This is a genomic window from Rhizobium sp. N731 (assembly GCF_001664145.1).
Lineage (GTDB): Bacteria > Pseudomonadota > Alphaproteobacteria > Rhizobiales > Rhizobiaceae > Rhizobium > Rhizobium esperanzae.
This window is the reverse complement of record NZ_CP013601.1, coordinates 2346906-2366489: the sequence shown is the minus strand read 5'-3', so window position 1 is coordinate 2366489 and position 19584 is coordinate 2346906. Positions and strand designations below refer to the sequence as shown.

Genomic DNA, 19584 nt, shown 5'->3' with positions numbered 1-19584 from the left:
ACCGATGCGACCGGCCATCGCAAAGCCGGTCGCAAATGACAACTTAGGCGTAGAACTTTTCCATCAGGAAGTTTTCCAGGCCTTGTCCGCGCTTCTCGACGGTTTGCCGGGTTATCACGCGAAATCCTCTGCGTTCAAAGAACGGACGAGCAGTTCTGCTTGCTTCCGTATATATTCGGCGAAATCCCAGCTTGAGAGCTTCTTCTTCGACGCTGCCCAGCAGGCAGGTTGCTACACCGACCCCTTGATAGCCAGGGTGCACGAACATCATGTCGAGGCACCCGTCGCTGGTGAGATCCGAAAAACCCACGGGGTTTCCGGCGATCTCTGCCATCCAGGCCGGCCTGCTTATCCTTCGTTCCGCCCATAGGGCGCGATCCTCCACCTTTGCCCAAGCTTCGATCTCAGCGGCGGAATAGTCTTTTGACGAGACTTCCCGGATGGAGCGTACAAAAATCTCGATCGTGGCGTCCACGTCACCCGGTACATAAGGCCTGATCAGAATTCGCTCGTTCATCGAGAATGCCTTGAGTTGATCCGGTGCTCCTGCCTCAGAAGTGAGCCGCGCCCGGATCGAGTTGCGGATTGTCACCGGGATGGGTGAAGAGCTTGCCGTTCTCAGCCCACAGCGTGGCTGTGATCGTCACGAGACCGAACAGCGCGAATCCGCCGAAGAGCGGCTGCACCGTGCCGTTGAACATCTGGCCGACCATACCACCGAGGATGGCGCCGAAGGTCGTCGAGACAAAGCCGGTGATGGCGGTCGCCGTGCCGGCGAGATTGCCCATCGGCTCGAGGCTGATGGCGGTGAAATTGGTGGCGATCACCGCAAACATCATCAGAACGATAGTGAAGATGCTGTAGGCGGTGGCGAAGTCCGGCTTGCCCGCCAAGGCGATGACGAAGCCGAGAGCCGACAGCGCCGTGAAGATCAGCAGCGCGGCGTGCGAGATGCGGCGCATGCCGAATTTGCGGACGAAGAAGCCGTTGGCGAAATTGGCGACGGCAATGCCGCCGGCGGTCGCCGCAAAGGCGATCGGCAGCCAGTCGCCAAGGCCATAGACTTCGCCGAAAACCTGCTGCACGGAAATCACATAGGCGCTAATGACGCCTGTAAACATGGTCAGACCGATCATGTAGCCGCAGGTGATGCGGTTGGTGAGCACGGTCTTGAAGCCGTCTGCGACAGAGCCGACCGACAGCGGCAGGCGTTCTGCCGGGGGCAGCGATTCCTTCAGCCGCAGAAGAGCCCAGACGAACAGGATGCTGGCGACTGCGCCGAGCAGAATGAAGATCCAGTGCCAGTTGGCATAGAGGATGATGAGCTGGCCGACAGAAGGGGCAACGATCGGCACGATCATGAAGACGATCATGACATAGGACATGACGCGGGCCATTTCGCGGCCACCGAAGCAGTCGCGGACGATGGCCATGGTGGTGATGCGCACGGCCGCGCCGCCCACGCCTTGAATGAAGCGCATGAGGAGCAGCATTTCGAAGCTGCCGGTTGCTGCAGCGGCAAACATCGCGACTACATAGCAGGCAAGGCCGCCAAGCAGGATGTTGCGGCGGCCGAAGGTGTCGGAAAGGCTGCCGAAGAATATCTGCGAGACGCCGAAGCCGAGGAAGAACACGCCGATGATAAGCTGGGCGTCGTTGGTGTTGGTGACGCCGAGGGAATGGCCGATATTAGGCAATGCCGGCAGCATGCTGTCGATTGCCATGGCAATGCTGGCGGTCATGATGGCGATGGTGACGACGAATTCGCCGAAGCCCATGCCGATGCGGCGGGAACCCTGGTTTTCCTGGTGCGGTTTATGCGGCGGCGTCATGCGGTGAAATCCTGGATGCGGAAGGGACCGGCCGCTCAAACGGCCGGATTGTGCTGATGGAAGAGGCGGCCCTTTTCGGCGATCAGCACGAAGATGAGCCCGATGATCGAGACGATGAAATAACCGGCGACCATCGGCAGCGCCGTGCCGTCGAAGGCCTGGCCGATGCCGGCGCCGATAAGGGCGCCGCCGACCGTGCTCATGAAGCCGAGAACGGAGGAGGCGGTACCGGCGACGTGTCCGAGCGGCTCCATGGCAAGCGAATTGAAGTTCGAGCCGATCCAGCCGAACTGGAACATGGCAAGGCCGAAGAAGGAGATGAATAGCGCAAACGGCATCGGCTCGGAGCTTGCCATTTGGACGATCAGCCAGATGGTATTGATGGCGATGAAGCCGAGGAGCGAGCCGTGTGACAGGCGGCGCATGCCGAGTTTGCCGACGAAACGGGAATTGAAGAAGGACGACAGCGACATGAAGATCGCCACGCCGGCAAAGGCGAAGGGGAAATAGACGCCGAGGCCGTAGATGCCGACATAGATCTGCTGGGCGGAATTGATGAAGCCGAACAGCGCGCCGAAGATGAAGGTGCTGGCGATGGTGTAGCAGAGCGCCACGCGGTTGGTCAGCACCAGCTTGAAGGCGCCGAAGATCGAGCGGGCGGTGAAGGGGCGGACATTCTGCGGATGCAGGGTTTCCGGCAGGCGGACATAGGCCCAGACGCCGATCGCCGTCGCCATTGTGGCGATGAAGAGGAAGATCAGGTGCCAGTTGCCGAAGAACATGACGACCTGGCCGGTGCCGGGCGCAATCACCGGCACGATCATGAACACCATCATGATGAGCGACATGACCTCCGCCATCTGCCGGCCGCCATAGATGTCGCGGACGATGGAGATGGTGATGACGCGGGTGGCGGCCGAGCCGACGCCCTGGACGAAGCGCAGCACCAGCAGGCCGGCGAAGGAGGGAACGAAAACGATTCCGATGGCGGACGTGATATAGACGACGAGGCCGATCAACAGCGGCGTGCGGCGGCCGAAACGGTCGGAGAGCGGACCGTAGAACAGCTGGGCGCAGCCGAAACCGAGCAGATAAGAGGAGACGACGAACTGCCGGTGATTCTCGCTTTCGACGCCGAGGCTCGCGCCGATCTGCTGCAGCGCCGGAAGCATGATGTCGATGGCAAGCGAGTTGATGGCCATCAGGAAGGCGGCAAGCGCGATGAACTCACGCTTGCCCATGGGCAGGCGGCCCGCGGACACGGCTTGTGATGAATCTGTCACAATGAAATTCCCATAAACAGGCCAAGGCGCTGCTCACCGCAGCGCCTCGGACTCGAGAAACAGATTTGGAAACCGGGCGGACGTCCGGTGACCGGTCAGGCGGCGCCGCGAACGGTGACGCCGTTTTCCTGGAGATGCTGCTGCAGTTCACCGGCCTGGAACATTTCCCGGACGATGTCACAACCGCCGATGAATTCGCCCTTTACGTAGAGCTGCGGGATCGTCGGCCAGTTGGAATAATCCTTGATGCCCTGGCGGATTTCCGAATCGGCGAGCACATTGATGCCCTTGTAGTCGACGCCGATGTAATCGAGAATCTGCACGACCTGGCCGGAGAACCCGCACTGCGGAAACTGCGGCGTGCCCTTCATGAAGAGGACGACGTCGTTGCTCTTGATTTCGTTGTCGATGAATTCGTGAATGCCGCTCATGGGATCTGATCCTTTCAACAGGCGAGTTAAAGGCCCGCCGTTTCAATCGTTTCCCTTAGATAGCATGTGACAGCAGGAATTCCAGCCGCCCGAGCCAAAAAAAGACCATCTGGTCAGACCACTTTGCGATTGTTGCTGTCGCGTTACGGTCGGAAGTTTGCCTTGCTTCTCAGACGCGACGCTGACGGCTGCGGCCGGCGGCGGTGCGGCGCTTGCTGACCTGTTTGCGGGCGGGCTTGCGCTTGGCCGTAGCCGTCTTCCTGACAGCCGTCGTCGTCGCGCCGGGGCGCGCCTTGCGCCTCTTGCGTTTCGTCGAGACGCGACCTGTGGTTTTCTTCAGGATTTCCTTCAGCACGCTGTCGACGACACCCGATATCAATTCTTTTACAAGATCGGCCACAAAACCCCTCCGTTTGCGGTGAAAACGACGTGCCTGCTATTGAATTCCGGATGAGTTCGGTTAGCAAGACGGCTTTGAAATCATACCTGCTTTTTCGCGATATCGGCGGTCAGCAGGTGGTTTGCAGCAATATGCCGGCTATTTGCCCGGCCGGAACAGCGGAATGACATTGATAAAGAAGCGGGTCGTCCTGCATTTCCCGGGCTTCGAGCCGCTCGACGGCCTTGCCCATAGGGCGCGGTACGAACGCTCTGCCAGACAGAGTGCTGCCGTCTGGGGCTACTCCGTCGAAACCGGTGCGCCGGAGGCGGGAAGCGATCCTCTCAGCTTCGAGGTCACGACTGGCAGCGCGGGAGCCTACGAAACGGCGCCTGCGGCGGAGACCGGTTCCGCCGGCTGGCGGACGAAGAGCCGGATCCATATGGTTGATCACGACATGTTCGTGCGTCGGCTGCGCGGCCGCAATACACTGAGCCGGATCATTGCAGGATTTCGGAGCTGCGCCGAGATCATGCTGGAAGGTGGCATGCGGGGATATTTCAGGCATGCGTGGCGTTTCGGCCTGTTCTTCCTCTTTCCGTTCCTGCTGACGGCGCTGGCGATCGCGCTGACGGCCGAGATCGTCTTCCTGCCCTATAGTCTCGGCTTCTCCGCCTGGCACGTGCTCTGGAGTGGGTCACTGGCGCTCTGCTTCTTCATCTTCGCCTTCCTGCCTTTTTCCGAGCGTTTCCATACGCTGCATCTTTTTGCCGATTGGGAAATGGCAGTGGCGCTCGGCCGTATGGATCGGGCCGACTTCAACGACTGGCTGGAAGAGCGGGCGACTGCGGTGCGCAAGGCGCTCGCCGAGGAGGCGGACGAGTACGTGATCTCCTCGCACAGCATGGGATCGAGCGTCGCCGCCCATGTCATCGGCATACTGCTTGAAAGGGAGCCGGGGATCTTCGCGGGCAAGCGAGTGGTATTCGCCACACTCGGCAGCGCCGTTCTGCAATGCGCCCTGCTGTCATCGGCAACATTGCTTCGCGCCCGCGTTGGCCTGATCGCCCGCTGTCCGGAGATCTCCTGGCTTGACGTGCAATGCCTGACGGATTCGATCAATTTCTACAAGGTGCCGGTCGTTGCCGTCTCCGGCCATGCAGATGCGCCGCCGGCAAAGATCCTTCTTATCCGCGTCAAGCAGATGCTGACGAGCGAACATTACCGGAAGATCCGCAAGGACCAACTGCGGGTCCATCGGCAATATGTGCTCGGCCCAGATCTCAAGGCGCCCTTTGATTTCACCCTGATGACGTCAGGACCGATGCCGGCCTCGGTCTTTGCCTCTCCGGAGCAGAATAAGCTGCCGGCTTGAAGGCTGGGCTCCAGCGGTGTTGGCTGGTTACGAAATTGCCGTTCTGATCCCGCCAAGGCCAGCACGTGCCCAAGAGCCGAGGACGTTACTTTACGGCGCTCCAGCGCTTGCATTCAGACGGTGTACGAAATCCGCAAAGAAGGCTGAGGCATGAATGGCTCTTCGGTGCACGGCGATCGTCTGGGGAATTTCAGAGAACGCTCCCTCCACCAGCCTGAAGCCGGAAATTCGCTCCGAACTCTGAACGAGGAATTCGGTCAATCCCGCAGCCGCGTCGCATTGCGACCCGACAAGGAGATCGATGGCAGCTGCCGGGCTGTCCGTATGCGAGACAGTGGCCTTTTCAAGAATACGCTCGAGCTGCTTCGTATAGGCGGCGCTTCTTGCGGAGGCTATCCGTAGTCCTTCAGCATCGACATCTCCGACCGTTCGAAGCGCTGAGTCCTCCGGCACCAAATAGGTCGCTCTGACGGAGATGTAGGGAGGTGAAAAGGAGAACCGGTCGGCTCTCGATGCATCCGAGGCAATAAAAGCAATGTCCCACTCGCCGCGGTCCGCAGCGGCGAGGATGTCGGCGGCCGAGCTGTACTGAATCAGCGAGAGGCCGCGATCCAGTTGCTCGGCAATTTTGTGACCGATCCGAGCGCTTGGACCGACCAAGGTGCCCGCCTGATCGTCCCACTGGACCAACGCTGTATTCGACATGTTGACGGCGGCCCGGATCACACCCGCGGGCGCTATCTCGGACAGAACTTTCTTCCGCGTCGACATCGGCGCGAACTCCCTAAGATGCAAACCGGGCTGCGAGCGCCTCCGATCCTCTCGCAAGGAGGGCGACGTCTACGCCAACGGCGGTGAACAACGTCCCGAGCGAAATGCAGCGGGCTGCAAACGTCTCGTCCGGCGTGAGGATGCCTGCCGGTTTTCCAAGAATTTTCAGGCGTCCGATCGCGTCTTCAATGGCCGCGACCACCTCGGGATGCCCCGGTTGGCCGGGATGACCGAAACTGGCCGCCAGGTCGGCGGGGCCAATGAAGACGCCGTCGACGCCTTCGACCGCTGCGATGGCCTCTAGCTGACCGAGTGCCTCTCGGGTCTCGATCTGCAGAAGCAGGCAGATCTCCTGTTCGGCAATGCGCGCGTAGTTCGGCACGCGCCCGAAGCGGGTGGCGCGCGTTAGAGCGGAGACCCCGCGGACCCCGTGCGGCGGATACCGTATGGCGGCGACCGCCGCCTTCGCTTCCTCTTCGTTCTGAACATAGGGAACGAGGAGCGTTTGGACGCCGATATCCAGAAAGCGCTTGATCAACACGGGATCGTTAAATGCCGGGCGTACGACCGGGGAAACGTCGTAAGACGCGACCGCCTGCAATTGCGGTAGGACGGTGAGGACGTCGCTCGGAGAGTGCTCTGTATCGAACAGCACCCAATCGAAGCCCGACGGCGCGACGATTTCTGCCGCGTAGCTTCCGGGAAGGCCGCACCAGAGACCGATCTGGCTTTTGCCGGCTCTCAGTTTCCGTTTGAAGTGATTGACGGGAAGTTCCATCGGCGCCTCACACAAACGAGACGCCGATGGAGCCGACCGGACCATAGTCGGCTTGGATGACATCGCCCTTGACGATGTCCACAGGGCGGGTGAACGAGCCGGCAAGCACGATCTGGCCCTTCTTCAAACCGCCTCCGACGGCATGGAGCTTGTTCACGAGCCAGGCGATTCCGGCGGCCGGATGCCCCATGATAGCGGCGGAAACACCCGATTCCTCGATGATGCCGTTTTTTGAAAGCGTCGCGCCGACCCAGCGGATGTCGATGTCCATCGGCCGGATGATACGGCCACCCACGACGATCGCTCCGAAGGCGGCGTTGTCGGCGATCGTATCGGTGATGGCTCTGGGCACTTCGGTTCGGTAGTCGATGATCTCAAGCGCAGGAACGACAAATTCAGTCGCGCGCATGACATCATAGATCCGAGTGCCCGGTCCCTCGAGATCCTCGCCCATTACGAAGGCGAGCTCCACTTCGAGACGAGGCTTGATGAAGAGTTCCGCTCTGATCTGCGCTCCGTCGTTAAAAAGGGCGTCATCCAGAATGACGCCGTAGTCGGGCTCCGTCATTTTCGAGGCCATCTGCATCGCCCGCGATGTCAGTCCGATCTTATGACCCGCAATCCGCGCCCCCTTTGCAATCCGGGCCTGCGCCCAGAGTGCTTGGATCTCGTAAGCGTCTTCAAGTTCCAAATTCGGATATGTCCTGCTCGGCTGGACGATGGGCTTGCGTTCGGTTTCTGCCTTCAGCAGTGCGTCGGCTGCCGCCTGGCGTTCCTTTTGCGTAATCATGATTTGGCTCTGTTGGTTTCGTTATTTGATCGGGGGACGCGGCAGGATGGCCTCGCCTGGCTCCATGACGTAGGTGTAGTCGAGCGAGAACCACGGGCCAGTGACGTCCGTGTCGGACGGGTGCGGCTCGTCATGACGGACAAAGTCGCCTGTCAAAGCCGCGGTGACGCCGAACTGCACATCGGAATCAATGTTCGGATCGCTCGGGTCGAAGACCTGGGAAATGAGGGTTTTGTATCCCTCTTTGAAGATCAGGGCGTGCAGATGCGCAGGTCGGTAAGGGTGGCGACCTTGCGCCTGGAGAAGCCGACCGGCGACTCCGTCGACAGGGATGGGATAGCCCACCATCTTGACCGTTCTAAACCAGAATCGACCCTCGTCGTCCGTAGTGAACTTGCCGCGCAGGTTCATTTCCGCCTGATCAGGATCCTGGTTCTCGTAAAGGCCGACAGGCGAGGCGTGCCATACGTCGATCTCGGCGCCTTGGATGGGCTTGCCTCCTCGATCAACCACCTTCGCGTGGACAAACAGGGGTGTTCCCGGCGTTTCCGACCGGATGATGGTTCCGCCGTTTTCCACCCGCGGAGAGTTGAGCCGCCAGAACGGCCCGAGTAGCGACTGTGAAGTCTCGGTCTGCCCGTTGTCGCCGTTGTTGAGCAGGCACACAAGGGATGAGACGCCAAGCGATCCGGCGATGAGCACGAATTCGTTGTGGCTGTCGGTCTGCAGCTGGCCAATTTCGTTGAGGATGGCGGTCGCTTCGCGAAACTCGACTTCCGACAGCCTGACTTCCCGCACGAATGCGTGGAGGTGCTTCACCATTGCAACGAGTATATCCCGCAACCGTGGATCTTCCGTGCGGTTCATCACGGCGAGGACGGCCGGCGTCAACTCGCTTTCCATTCTTATTGCCATAAGGCTACCTCCCAATGAGGTTCGACTATCAAAATAATCGATTATTTGTCAAGCTGTCACTATGCGCTCAATGCTGGCTGCCAATGAAAGCATGGCCAGAATAATGCCGTAAGCATTGGAAATGACGTGATTAAAAGGCTTCTGAAGGCGAGAGATGGGAAGCTCGACACTTTTCTAGGTTGACATAAATAATCGTTTATTATACCGATAATCGAAACTTGCGCCGGATTGCTGGAGGAAGAATGGACACGGCCGACGACAGCTCTCTTGGGCCGTTGACAGAAGATGTGCCGTCAACCGGCTTTCTCGACGATGGTAAGAACACCATCGGCAGCCAGCTCGCATCGCGCCTTCGGGAGGCGATCATCTCCGGTGAGCTGGAAGCGGGCAGCAAGATCAATCTCGACAAGGCGCGGAAGACTTTCAACGTCAGCCTGAGCCCGTTGCGGGAGGGCTTGGCCCGGCTCATTTCAGACGGCCTGGTCGAGTTTCAGGACAACAGAGGCTATCGCGTCGCCCCGATCTCGCTGGCTAATCTGGAAGAGGTCACGAGCCTGCGCGAGGAGCTCGAGGTTTTTGCGTTGCGTGAATCCATGCGTCTTGGCGACGTCGAATGGGAGGGCAACATTATGCGTGCGCTTCATCGTCTAAACCGCTCGGAGCGCGACGCCGCGCGTCCCGAAACGCTGGAACAATGGGAAGCGCTTCACCGCGAATTCCACCTCACCTTGATCTCGGGCTGTGGCAAACCTCTGCTACTTCACTTCTGCAGTCTTCTGCTGAATCTCAACGACCGATATCGCCGCGTCTTCTTGATCCGTACGTCGGGGGATCGCAATGTAGGGCAGGAGCACAGCGAGATTGCCCAGGGAGCGGTCGCGCGTGATGTCGACTATGCCTGCGAGAAGCTCCGCCAGCACATCCATCGCACCGGCACCAATCTGCGCAACCATCTCGCGGCGAAGGGGATCGCGTGATGGCCGCCGTAACATCGAAATCGGCGCCACTGATTGGCGTCGCGCACTTCTCCGCGATATTGCTGTCTCCCATAGAATTTGCGAAGGCCGCTGCGTGCGCGGGATTTTCCAGGATCGGGCTCAGACTGAATCCGGCGTTCCCTGGTGCGCCCTACTACGAGTTGCCTGTCGGTGGTTCGGCTGCGCGCGAGCTGAAAACCGTGCTTGCCGGTGAAGGCATCGAGGTTTTCGATATCGAGTTCTTCGTAATCGACCCCTCGTTCGACGCGTCGTCGGTGGAGGCCACAGTCGCTGCGGCTGCGAACATTAGAGCACGCCGGCTCAGTGTCTGCGGAGATGATCCTGATCAAGCCAGATTGGCATCGAACTTCTCGGATCTCTGCGGCCTTGCGGACCGCTACGGCTTGGCTGTCGATATCGAGAACATGGGTTGGCGGGTGATTAAAACCTTTCAGGACAGCGTCAATCTTGTGAAGGCGAGCGGTGCCCGCAATGCCGGCGCCCTCGTCGACGGAGTACATTTCTTCAGGAATGGCGGTACGCTCGCCTCGCTCCGAACCGAGATTGGCAGGGTAAGGCACGTTCAGTTGTGCGATGTCACTGGACCAGCGCCGATGACACCAGAGGAGATGATCACTGAAGCTAGAGGCGGGCGGTTCGCACCGGGGGAGGGTGAATTGCCATTGAAGGAACTCGTTGCAGCGGTCGATAGCTCCGCGGCGATCTCGGTGGAAGTCCCACTCGCAGGGTCTGCCCCGCCTGAGACGCATTTGAAACATCTGTACGACAGGGCCGAAGAATTATTCGGGCCGGATCGCTGATCCGGCGCCGGCAAGGCGTGAGCCGCGCCGGAGGGAGGAAGTCAACATATGGGCTATACGTTCGATTTTGGTGCGGTCTTCGACCGCGCCCCGGAATTGTTTTGGGGTTCGCTTGGGACGCTCGGTCTCGCGGTTGCCGGAATGATCCTTGCGCTCACGATCGGTATTCTCGGCGTCGCTGCAAGAACGTCCAAGAACAAACTTGTCCGAGCTCCGGTGATTGCCTTTATCGAGATCGTTCGAAACACACCGTTCCTGGTGCAGATATTCTTTATCTACTTCGCCCTTCCGCTTATGGGCATCCGTCTAAACCCTACAGCTACTGCCATCATCGCGCTGGGGATCAATGGCGGCGCCTATGCGATTGAGATCATTCGAGGCGGCGTGGAAAGCGTGAGCAAGGGGCAGGTCGAGGCAGGCTTTGCGTTGGGGTTGCATAAGGCCGATGTCTTCCGGCTGATCGTTTTGAAGCCGGCTCTGCGGGCGATCTATCCGTCCCTGACCAGCCAGTTCGTGATGCTGACCTTGACGACTTCGGTCTGCACTTCAATCGCCGCCTACGAGCTGACCTCGGCGGCGCAGCGGATCGAATCCGACACCTTCCGAAGCTTCGAGGTCTATTTCAGCGTGACCGCAATCTACCTGGTCATCTCGAGCCTGATGATGGGCATCTTCGCCCTTATCTCCCGTTCCTACTTCAACTACCCGACCCGATAGGAGGCGTTCATGGGTCCCATCGGCGAAAACGAGCTGTTCTTCCTCTTGCAGGGTCTGAAGTGGACTGTGCTGCTGGCCATCATCGGCTTCCTCGGCGGAGGCATATTCGGAATCCTGATCGCTCTGGTGCGCACGTCGCAGAACCGTGTCGCACGCTTCGTATCGTCGGGCTACATAGCGCTCTTCCAGGGCACGCCGCTCCTGATGCAGCTTTTCGTCGTCTACTACGGCGTCGCGCTTTTGGGCGTCGACGTCAATGCATGGATCGCTGTGGCCATAGCGTTCACCCTGCATGCGAGCGCTTTCCTGGGCGAGATCTGGCGCGGCTCGATCGAGGCCGTTCCGAAGGGACAGACCGAAGCCGCGAACGCGCTCGGGCTGCATTACGTCTCCCGGATGAAGGACATTGTCCTACCACAGGCGCTGAAGATTTCGATGCCTGCAACCATCGGATTTCTCGTTCAGCTCATCAAGGGCACATCGCTCGCAGCAATCGTCGGCTTCATCGAGCTGACCCGTGCCGGACAGATCATTTCGAACCAGACCTACCGCCCGCTGCTCGTCTTTGGGATCGTCGGAATAGTCTATTTCATCATTTGTTGGCCTCTCTCCCACATCGGGAGCGGCCTCGAAAAACGGATGGCAAAAGCTGCCCGCTAACCTTGCTTCGCTCGAAGCAAAGACCACAGAGGAGGAGAATGGAATGTATAGCAATCGCAGACAATTTCTTGGAATGGCCCTGGCTACGGCCGCCTTCGCCACGGTAGGCGCTGCTGCGGCTTCCGCGGCGACCGTCGAGGAGATCAAGGCCAAGGGCACGATCGTCGTCGGCATTCAGGGCGACAACGCGCCATGGGGCTTCGTCAACACGAGCGGCAAGCAGGACGGGTTCGATGCCGATGTCGCGACACTCTTCGCTAGGGAACTCGGAGTTAAGGTCGAGTTCCAGCCGCTCGCTGTCGCCAACCGCATTCCGGCCCTGACCACCGGCAAGGTCGACATCCTGTTCGCCACCATGGCCATGACGGAAGAGCGCGCCAAATCGATCCAGTACAGCAAGCCATACGCGGCGAACACGATCTCACTTTATGCGGCAAAGGCCGATACCGCAAAAACGCCTGCCGATGTAGCCGGCTGGGAAATCGGCGTGCCGAAGTCCAGCTCGCAGGACAAGGCTATTACCGACGCGATGGGATCGACGGCGACCGTCCGCCGTTTCGACGACGACGCCGCAACCATTCAGGCGCTGGTCTCCGGACAGGTCAAGGCCGTCGGAGGCAACATGTTCTACGGACAGCGGCTCGATGCCGCCAGCGCCGGCACCTACGAGCGCAAGATCGACTTCCTGACGACTTACAATGGCGTTGGAACGCGACTGGGCGAGAAGGACTGGAACGAGGCCGTCAATGCCTTTCTCGACAAGATCAAGGCTAATGGCGAACTTGCAGCCATCACCAAGAAGTGGATGAAGATCGATCTGCCGACGTTCCCGGAATCCATCCCCAACATTCCGTTCACCGTTAAGTAAAGCATACATGGAGGGTGCCGTGCTCAGTTCCGCTAATGATCAGTCGACATTGATATCTTTAAATCAGGTGGAGAAGTGGTACGGCTCCTTCCATGCGCTGAAAAACATCAGCCTGTCGGTTCGCAAAGGTGAGAAGATCGTCCTTTGCGGACCTTCGGGTTCCGGCAAGTCGACGTTGATCCGCTGCATCAACGCTCTCGAGCTGATCCAGGAAGGCAGGATCATCGTCGAGGGGCAGTTGCTCGACGGCACAAGCAAGGCGGTTGATGCCATTCGGCGTGAAGTCGGGATGGTGTTCCAGAACTTCAATTTGTTCCCGCACATGACCGTTCTGCAGAACTGCGCGCTTGCACCTATGAGGGTCCGCGGAACCAGCCGGGCCGACGCCGAGAGGCTGGCGAGAAAATACCTCGAACGAGTTCGAATCCTTGACCAGGCGGAGAAATATCCCGCGCAGCTCAGCGGAGGGCAGCAACAGCGTGTCGCCATTGCCCGGGCGCTCTGCATGGAACCCAAGGCGATGCTGTTCGACGAACCCACATCGGCGCTCGATCCGGAAATGGTCAAGGAAGTGCTGGACACGATGATCGGACTCGCACGCGACGGCATGACCATGATCTGCGTCACCCATGAAATGGGCTTCGCCCGTCAGGTTGCAGACAGGGTCATCTTCATGGCTTCCGGCGAGATCATAGAGGAGGCCGAGCCCGAGGTCTTCTTCAAGTCTCCGAAGCATGAGCGCACCAAGGCTTTCCTTGGCGAGATCCTCGCACATCACTGAGCCGATTGGGTTTTTGAGATGAACAATAACAAATTCCTCGTCGGTCTCATCGGGGCCGACATCCAGATGTCGAAGTCACCCGCACTGCACGAAATCGAGGCGCGGCACCTGAAGCTGGATTACCATTATGAACTCGTCGATTTCGCCGAGCGCAGTTTACCCGCTTCTGCGCTGCCTGAATTGCTCGTAGAGCTCGAAGACCGCGGATTCGCGGGAAGCAACATCACGCACCCCTGCAAGCAGACGGTCATCGCTCATCTTACCAGCCTGTCGGAGGACGCCGAGATGCTCGGAGCGGTCAACACGGTTGTGCTTCGGGACGGAAAGCGGATCGGGCACAATACAGACTGGTATGGCTTCTACAAGAATTTCGAGCGCGGCATGCCCGGTGTCGCCAAAACGCATGCCGTCCTGCTCGGAGCCGGCGGCGCAGGGGTGGCGGTCGCGCACGCGGCAATTAAGCTCGGTATCGAGATGCTCTCGATCTTCGACCAGGACACAAATCGCGCCGCCGCGCTTGCCGATCAGCTCAACCGGCGCTTTTCAAGAACCTGCGCGCAGCCGGTCAGGGAAGTCGGTGCGGCGCTCGCTTCGGCCGATGGGCTGATTCACGCGACGCCGACGGGCATGCGAAGTCATCCGGGTCTTCCGATCGAACCGGAATGGCTTCACCCACGTCACTGGGTCGCCGATATCGTCTACATGCCGCTCGTGACGGAACTTTTGGCCCTGGCAGAGAAGAAGGGGTGCAGGACCTTGCCGGGCGGCGGCATGACCGTGTTCCAGGCCGCGGCGGCCTTTGAACTATTCACGTGTGTAAAACCGGATGCGGAACGCATGTCGCGTCACTTCGAAGAATTGTGCCGAGCTCCAGCCTGACCGGGAGGACATGCCTTGCCGCACATTATCATCGACTACAGCCGAGGTGCTGCCGAACGGGTGGCGATCGACGAATTGACCAGAGCGGTCCATCATCGAGTGCGCGACGGAGGCCTGGTGAAACCCACAGCCGTGCGGACGTTTGCCAGGGAGGCGACCTTCTCCTGCGTCGGCGACGAGCATCCGGACAATCACTTCATCCAGATAATCGTGCGCATGGCGCCTGGCCGGCCGGCAGAAACGAAGCGGCGGCTGTTGAAGGCAGTCCTCGAAGCCGCGTGCGATGTAGCGGCCCCCGCGCTGCAAGCGGGCCGGCTGGGGCTGCGGGCAGATCTTTACGAATCCGATCCGGACTTCGCATTCCAGCAAATAGCGTTCGCCTGAGCCTGGCAACGCCCTCACAAGGACAATTACAATGAGCTTGATCTACGTTCTCAACGGCCCAAACCTCAATTTGCTCGGCAAGCGTCAGCCTCACATCTATGGTCACGAGACGCTGGCCGACGTCGAAGCAGACTGCCGGAAACTGGCCTCGGAACTCGGCCACGAGATCCGTTTCCACCAGAGCAACCGTGAATATGAAATCATCGACTGGATCCACGAAGCGCGCGAAGACGGAGCCGGCATCGTCATCAATCCGGCCGCATTCACGCACACGTCGCTGGCAATTCTCGACGCCTTGAACACATTCGAAGGTCCCGTCATCGAGATCCATATCTCCAACGTGCATAAGCGTGAAAGCTTCCGTCATCATTCTTTCGTTTCCCACCGCGCCGATGGAGTCATCGCCGGTCTTGGTACGGAGGGCTATCAGCTCGGAATCCGCCGAGTCGCGACGATGCTCAAGGTGCCGAAGAAGGAGTGACAATGGCTCCCGCAGTCAGACTGGCGGTCCTCGGAGCGGGGCTTATCGGAAGGCGTCACATCAAACACGTGCTGGACGAACCGATGGCAGAGCTTATCGCTATCGTCGATCCGACCCCGGCTGGAGAGGCGATCGCAAGCGAGGTCGGCACCAAATGGTTTTCGAGCTTCGCTGAACTGGTCGCCGCGGGGCGCCCCGACGGCGTCATCATCGCGACGCCCAACCAGATCCATGTCAGAAACGGCTTTGAGGCCGTAGAGGCCGGCATCCCGGCCTTGATCGAGAAGCCAATCGCCGACGATATTGCCGCTGGCGAGAAGCTTGTTCAGATAGCCGAGGTCAAAGGCGTTCCGCTGCTGACCGGACATCATCGCCGACATAATCCGATGATGCAAAGGGCTAAACAGATTATCGAAAGCGGAGAGCTCGGGCGAATACTGGTCGTAAATGCCATGTTCTGGCTATTCAAACCGGAGGAATACTTCGACACTTCCTGGCGGCGCGAACGCGGCGCGGGACCAGTCTTTCTCAATCTGATCCACGACATCGACAACCTTCGTTACCTGTTTGGAGATATCGCTGCCGTCCAGGCATGCGAATCCAATGCAGTTCGCGGAAACGCCGTTGAGGAGACCGCAGTGATCCTCATCGAGTTCAAGAACGGAATTCTCGGCACTGCTTCCGTTTCGGATTGCGTCGTCGCCCCATGGAGTTGGGAAATGACGACCGGCGAAAATCCCGCCTATCCTAAAACTGGGGAGGCCTGCTACATGATCGGCGGCACCCGCGGGTCGCTGTCGGTGCCGTCACTCGAAATGTGGAGCAATCCCAGCAAGCGGAGTTGGACGGAACCATTCGAATGCAATCGCGCCGAAGTCGAGAATGAAGACCCGCTCATCTTGCAGATACGCCAGCTTTGCAGGGTCATCAGAGGCGAAGAAGCGCCGCTGGTCAGCGGACGTGAGGGACTAGAAACCTTGAAGGTTATCGATGCCGTGAAGCGATCCGCCGCAGCGGGCAAGCGTATCAGCCTGACCTAAATGGTTGCGCGCCAGCTCAAGGCGGTCGCAACTGTTTGACGTAGGGTGCATACGAGTTCGGGCGCCTTTGTCATCCAGAACCGCTTTGCAGAGAACCAAAGACCCGGCAGGAAGGAATGCTTCCACCCGGGTCTTGTTTCATTTCAAAGCTTCAACCGGGCGAAGCCGGCATATCAATCCGGCGCGGAGGTCTGCAGAGCGAGAGCGTGCAATAGGCCACCCATATTGCCCTTCAGCGCCTCGTAGACCATCTGGTGCTGCTGCACGCGGCTCTTGCCGCGGAAGGCTTCGGCGACGACTTCGGCGGCGTAGTGATCGCCGTCGCCCGCCAGATCGCGGATCGTCACCTTGGCACCGGGAATCCCAGCCTTGATCATGTCTTCGATATCGCCGGGTTTCATGGCCATGATCGTTACTCCTTGCGCATCATTCCGCGGCAAGTTCGCCGCGGCCTTCCATGAAATCAGGGAACCACGATTCATGGGCATCGCGCAATTGCTGAATCGGCAGTGAAATAAGATCGCCGACATCAAGTGTATCGCCCCCGACCGTGCCGAGGCGACGGAAGGGAACGCCAGCGCCTTCCGCATTGACGCAGACGAAATCGGCGACATCGGCCGGCACAGTCAGCACGTAACGGGCCTGATCTTCGCCGAAGAGCAGCGCATGCGCAGCACCCTTGCCTTCGGCGAGATCGATCTGAATGCCCTTGTCCGAGGCCATGGCCATTTCGGCAAGGGCAACGGCCAGGCCGCCCGAGGAAATGTCGTGGCAGGCGGTCGCCTGGCCGTTGCGGATGACGGAGCGGACGAAATCGCCGTTGCGGCGCTCGGCGAAGAGATCGACTTCCGGCGCCGGACCCTCGCGGCTGAAAAGGACATCGCGGAGGTAAATGGACTGGCCGAGGTGGCTGCCGTCGACGCCGATCATGATCACCTTGTCGCCGACATTGGCGCTGCCGATGCGGACCATCTTGCGCCAGTCCGGCAGCAGGCCGACGCCTGCAATCGTCGGCGTCGGCAGGATGGCGACGCCATTGGTCTCGTTGTAGAGCGAGACGTTACCGGAGACGATCGGGAAATCGAGCGCGCGGCATGCTTCGCCGATGCCCTTCACCGCCTGAACGAACTGGCCCATGATTTCGGGCTTTTCGGGGTTGCCGAAGTTGAGATTGTCGGTGGCGGCAAGCGGCTCGGCGCCTGTCGCAGTGATGTTGCGCCAGCATTCAGCGACCGCCTGCTTGCCGCCCTCGAAGGGATCGGCCTCGACATAACGCGGCGTCACGTCGGAGGAGAAGGCAAGCGCCTTGCTCTTGTGGCCATCGACGCGCACGACACCGGCGTCGCCACCGGGGAGCTGCAGAGAATTGCCCTGGATCAGCGTGTCATACTGTTCGTAGACCCAGCGGCGGCTCGACTGATTGGCGGAGCCGACGAGCTGGAGCAGCGCCTGGCCGTAATCCTTGGGGGCGGCGACGAGATTAGCGGGCAGGGGCGCCGGCTTGCCGGATTCACGCCAAGGGCGGTCATATTCAGGCGCCTGGTCGCCGAGATCCTTGATCGGCAGGTTGGCGACTTCTTCGCCCTGATGCATGACGCGGAAGCGCAGATCATCGGTCGTCCTGCCGACGATGGCGAAATCGAGGCCCCATTTGACGAAGATCGCCTTGGCCTGCTCTTCCTTTTCCGGCTGCAGCACCATGAGCATGCGCTCCTGGCTTTCCGACAGCATCATCTCATAGGCGGTCATCCGCTCTTCACGGACCGGTACCTTGTCGAGTTCCAGCAGAATGCCGAGATCGCCCTTGGCGCCCATTTCGACGGCCGAGCAGGTGAGCCCGGCCGCACCCATGTCCTGAATGGCGATGACGGCGCCGGTCTGCATCAGCTCGAGGCAGGCTTCGAGCAGGCATTTCTCGGTGAAGGGGTCGCCGACCTGAACGGTCGGGCGCTTTTCCTCGATCGATTCGTCGAATTCGGCCGATGCCATGGTCGCGCCGCCGACGCCGTCGCGGCCGGTCTTGGCGCCGAGATAGACGACCGGGAGGCCGACGCCCTTGGCTTCGGACAGGAAGATGGCGTTCGATTTCGCGATGCCGGCGGCAAAGGCGTTGACGAGGATATTGCCGTTATAACGCGCATCGAACTCGACTTCGCCACCGACCGTGGGAACGCCAAAGGAATTGCCGTAACCGCCGACGCCGGAGACGACGCCGGAGACGAGATGGCGGGTCTTCGGGTGATCCGGCTCACCGAAGCGCAGCGCGTTCATCGCGGCGATCGGCCGGGCGCCCATGGTGAAGACGTCGCGAAGGATGCCGCCGACGCCGGTCGCAGCACCCTGATACGGTTCGATGTAGGAGGGGTGATTGTGGCTCTCCATCTTGAAAACCACGCAATCGCCGTCATCGATATCGACGACGCCGGCATTCTCGCCGGGCCCCTGGATGACCCGCGGCCCCTTGGTCGGCAGCGTGCGCAGCCATTTCTTCGAGGACTTGTAGGAGCAGTGCTCGTTCCACATGGCCGAGAAGATGCCGAGCTCGGTGAAAGTCGGCTCGCGGCCGATCAGATCCAGAATGCGCTGGTACTCGTCCGGCTTCAAGCCGTGGCTTGCGATGAGTTCCGACGTGATCGGGATGGTGTTTGGAATGGTCATGAGCGGAAAGTCCCTGGCGCGGTTTGCGCTGTCTTTAGCTTATGTAGCGGCGGCGCGCGACAGAAAAAAACCACCGTCAACACAGTGAACTGATCTCCGAAGTTGGACACCCAACTTCGGGGTTCAGTTTACAGGGCGGACAGGCTTTTGTTCTCGTGAAGGCGGCAATCGCTCAGAACTTGTAGCCGATCTGGATGCCGGCGCGCGTCATACCGTCGTTCGGGCCGTCGCAGAGATCGGCATGAGAGGAGTGGGCGATCTGGGCCATCACGTTCCAATTGCGGGTGAAACGGTAGCCGGCGCCGACATATTCGTGGAACAGAACGCGACAGCCGAGTTCCGGGCCGTCATCATTGTCGTCCAGCTCGCCGGTATGGATGACCCCGCCGAATCCGGCTTCGGCAAAGAGCTTCTCGTTGAGATCGACCGTCCAGGTGAAGCCCGTGAAGAACTGCGTTGCTTCACCCGAGGTGCCGATCGAGGTGCCGAGATGGACGCGGGGATGCAACAGCTGTTGCTGCCAGCCGACGGCCTCCTCATATCCAAAAGGATCGAAGAGAGCGGTAATCTCCGGAAAAACGCCATCTTCCCCGGCACGACCCGATTGCACCGAGGCGGAGGCCCCGAATCGCAATTCATCGAATATCTGCTCGCCGGCATTGGCCGAACCCGCCATCGAAGTGACGGCTACGGCCGCCACGGATGCCAGCCCCAAGAAGCGTAACGCGATCTTTCCGAACTCGACCCTCATCTGCCGTCCTTTG

At 60.0% G+C, this 19584-nt stretch carries 23 protein-coding genes; 11 read left to right on the top strand and 12 right to left on the bottom strand.

The features are described 5' to 3' along the window. Window positions 1–43 precede the first annotated feature (43 nt). From AMK02_RS11690 to AMK02_RS11670, 5 genes are all read right to left on the bottom strand, one after another. On the bottom strand, window positions 44–517 hold the full coding sequence (locus AMK02_RS11690; RefSeq protein ID WP_064802917.1) for a GNAT family N-acetyltransferase: 474 nt from the start codon (window positions 515–517) through the stop codon (window positions 44–46). Between the two features lie 34 nt (window positions 518–551). Continuing rightward, complete coding sequence (locus AMK02_RS11685; RefSeq protein WP_064802915.1) at window positions 552–1832, bottom strand: multidrug effflux MFS transporter; 1281 nt, start codon at window positions 1830–1832, stop codon at window positions 552–554. Between the two features lie 35 nt (window positions 1833–1867). Beyond that, window positions 1868–3073 carry a multidrug effflux MFS transporter gene (locus tag AMK02_RS11680; RefSeq protein WP_064806157.1) on the bottom strand — a complete coding sequence of 402 codons (1206 nt, stop codon included), beginning with the start codon at window positions 3071–3073 and terminating at the stop codon, window positions 1868–1870. A gap of 137 nt (window positions 3074–3210) precedes the next feature. Continuing rightward, the gene (gene grxD, locus AMK02_RS11675; RefSeq protein WP_009994514.1) at window positions 3211–3546 is read right to left on the bottom strand and encodes a Grx4 family monothiol glutaredoxin; all 336 of its coding nucleotides are present in this window, start codon (window positions 3544–3546) and stop codon (window positions 3211–3213) included. 169 nt (window positions 3547–3715) lie between these two features. After that, window positions 3716–3946 carry a hypothetical protein gene (locus tag AMK02_RS11670; protein ID WP_064802913.1) on the bottom strand — a complete coding sequence of 77 codons (231 nt, stop codon included), beginning with the start codon at window positions 3944–3946 and terminating at the stop codon, window positions 3716–3718. A gap of 163 nt (window positions 3947–4109) precedes the next feature. Between AMK02_RS11670 and AMK02_RS11665 the strand changes: the two genes are divergently transcribed. Beyond that, a complete protein-coding gene (locus AMK02_RS11665) occupies window positions 4110–5300 on the top strand; it encodes a hypothetical protein (protein ID WP_064802911.1) in 1191 nt (396 codons plus the stop codon). 90 nt (window positions 5301–5390) lie between these two features. Here the strand turns inward: AMK02_RS11665 and AMK02_RS11660 are convergent, their stop codons facing one another. Genes AMK02_RS11660 through AMK02_RS11645 form a run of 4 tightly spaced genes read right to left on the bottom strand, consistent with a single transcriptional unit; the run spans window position 5391 to window position 8554 of the window. After that, on the bottom strand, window positions 5391–6071 hold the full coding sequence (locus tag AMK02_RS11660; RefSeq protein WP_064802909.1) for a transporter substrate-binding domain-containing protein: 681 nt from the start codon (window positions 6069–6071) through the stop codon (window positions 5391–5393). A 13-nt stretch (window positions 6072–6084) separates the two neighbouring features. Then, window positions 6085–6849 (bottom strand): 4-hydroxy-2-oxoheptanedioate aldolase, encoded by a 765-nt coding sequence (gene hpaI / locus AMK02_RS11655; RefSeq protein WP_064802906.1) that lies wholly within the window; start codon window positions 6847–6849, stop codon window positions 6085–6087. 7 nt (window positions 6850–6856) lie between these two features. Continuing rightward, entirely contained in the window at window positions 6857–7639 is a 783-nt protein-coding gene (hpaH, locus tag AMK02_RS11650; RefSeq protein ID WP_064802904.1) for a 2-oxo-hept-4-ene-1,7-dioate hydratase, read from the bottom strand. A gap of 21 nt (window positions 7640–7660) precedes the next feature. After that, entirely contained in the window at window positions 7661–8554 is an 894-nt protein-coding gene (locus tag AMK02_RS11645; RefSeq protein ID WP_064802902.1) for a dioxygenase family protein, read from the bottom strand. Between the two features lie 242 nt (window positions 8555–8796). On the opposite strand from AMK02_RS11645, the gene AMK02_RS11640 reads away from it, so the two are divergent. From AMK02_RS11640 to AMK02_RS11595, 10 genes are read left to right on the top strand one after another with little or no spacing between them, the layout of a single operon-like run. After that, window positions 8797–9531, top strand: coding sequence for a GntR family transcriptional regulator (locus AMK02_RS11640; protein ID WP_064802900.1), 735 nt, complete (start codon window positions 8797–8799; stop codon window positions 9529–9531). Next, window positions 9531–10352 carry a sugar phosphate isomerase/epimerase family protein gene (locus tag AMK02_RS11635; protein ID WP_064802898.1) on the top strand — a complete coding sequence of 274 codons (822 nt, stop codon included), beginning with the start codon at window positions 9531–9533 and terminating at the stop codon, window positions 10350–10352. Before AMK02_RS11640 ends, AMK02_RS11635 begins: the two co-directional genes overlap by 1 nt. A gap of 48 nt (window positions 10353–10400) precedes the next feature. Next, the gene (locus AMK02_RS11630) at window positions 10401–11069 is read left to right on the top strand and encodes an amino acid ABC transporter permease (protein ID WP_064802896.1); all 669 of its coding nucleotides are present in this window, start codon (window positions 10401–10403) and stop codon (window positions 11067–11069) included. Between the two features lie 9 nt (window positions 11070–11078). Then, the gene (locus AMK02_RS11625) at window positions 11079–11729 is read left to right on the top strand and encodes an amino acid ABC transporter permease (protein WP_064802895.1); all 651 of its coding nucleotides are present in this window, start codon (window positions 11079–11081) and stop codon (window positions 11727–11729) included. Window positions 11730–11772: 43 nt separating this feature from the next. Then, on the top strand, window positions 11773–12597 hold the full coding sequence (locus AMK02_RS11620; protein ID WP_082240298.1) for a transporter substrate-binding domain-containing protein: 825 nt from the start codon (window positions 11773–11775) through the stop codon (window positions 12595–12597). 7 nt (window positions 12598–12604) lie between these two features. Next, window positions 12605–13378 carry an amino acid ABC transporter ATP-binding protein gene (locus AMK02_RS11615; protein ID WP_064802891.1) on the top strand — a complete coding sequence of 258 codons (774 nt, stop codon included), beginning with the start codon at window positions 12605–12607 and terminating at the stop codon, window positions 13376–13378. A gap of 18 nt (window positions 13379–13396) precedes the next feature. Then, window positions 13397–14257, top strand: coding sequence for a shikimate dehydrogenase (locus AMK02_RS11610; protein ID WP_064802889.1), 861 nt, complete (start codon window positions 13397–13399; stop codon window positions 14255–14257). Between the two features lie 15 nt (window positions 14258–14272). Further along, a complete protein-coding gene (locus AMK02_RS11605; protein ID WP_064802887.1) occupies window positions 14273–14641 on the top strand; it encodes a 5-carboxymethyl-2-hydroxymuconate Delta-isomerase in 369 nt (122 codons plus the stop codon). Window positions 14642–14672: 31 nt separating this feature from the next. Next, on the top strand, window positions 14673–15122 hold the full coding sequence (gene aroQ, locus AMK02_RS11600; RefSeq protein ID WP_064802885.1) for a type II 3-dehydroquinate dehydratase: 450 nt from the start codon (window positions 14673–14675) through the stop codon (window positions 15120–15122). Between the two features lie 2 nt (window positions 15123–15124). Further along, window positions 15125–16162: a Gfo/Idh/MocA family protein gene (locus AMK02_RS11595; protein WP_064802883.1), complete on the top strand. Its 1038-nt coding sequence runs from the start codon at window positions 15125–15127 to the stop codon at window positions 16160–16162. A 173-nt stretch (window positions 16163–16335) separates the two neighbouring features. Here the strand turns inward: AMK02_RS11595 and AMK02_RS11590 are convergent, their stop codons facing one another. The 3 genes from AMK02_RS11590 to AMK02_RS11580 all read right to left on the bottom strand — a co-directional run bounded on the left by AMK02_RS11590 (window position 16336) and on the right by AMK02_RS11580 (window position 19571). Continuing rightward, on the bottom strand, window positions 16336–16569 hold the full coding sequence (locus AMK02_RS11590) for a BolA/IbaG family iron-sulfur metabolism protein (RefSeq protein ID WP_011425547.1): 234 nt from the start codon (window positions 16567–16569) through the stop codon (window positions 16336–16338). 19 nt (window positions 16570–16588) lie between these two features. Further along, window positions 16589–18820, bottom strand: a complete 2232-nt coding sequence (gene purL, locus AMK02_RS11585; protein WP_064802882.1) for a phosphoribosylformylglycinamidine synthase subunit PurL — start codon at window positions 18818–18820, stop codon at window positions 16589–16591. Window positions 18821–18992: 172 nt separating this feature from the next. Next, entirely contained in the window at window positions 18993–19571 is a 579-nt protein-coding gene (locus AMK02_RS11580) for an acyloxyacyl hydrolase (protein WP_064802880.1), read from the bottom strand. Window positions 19572–19584: the final 13 nt, after the last annotated feature.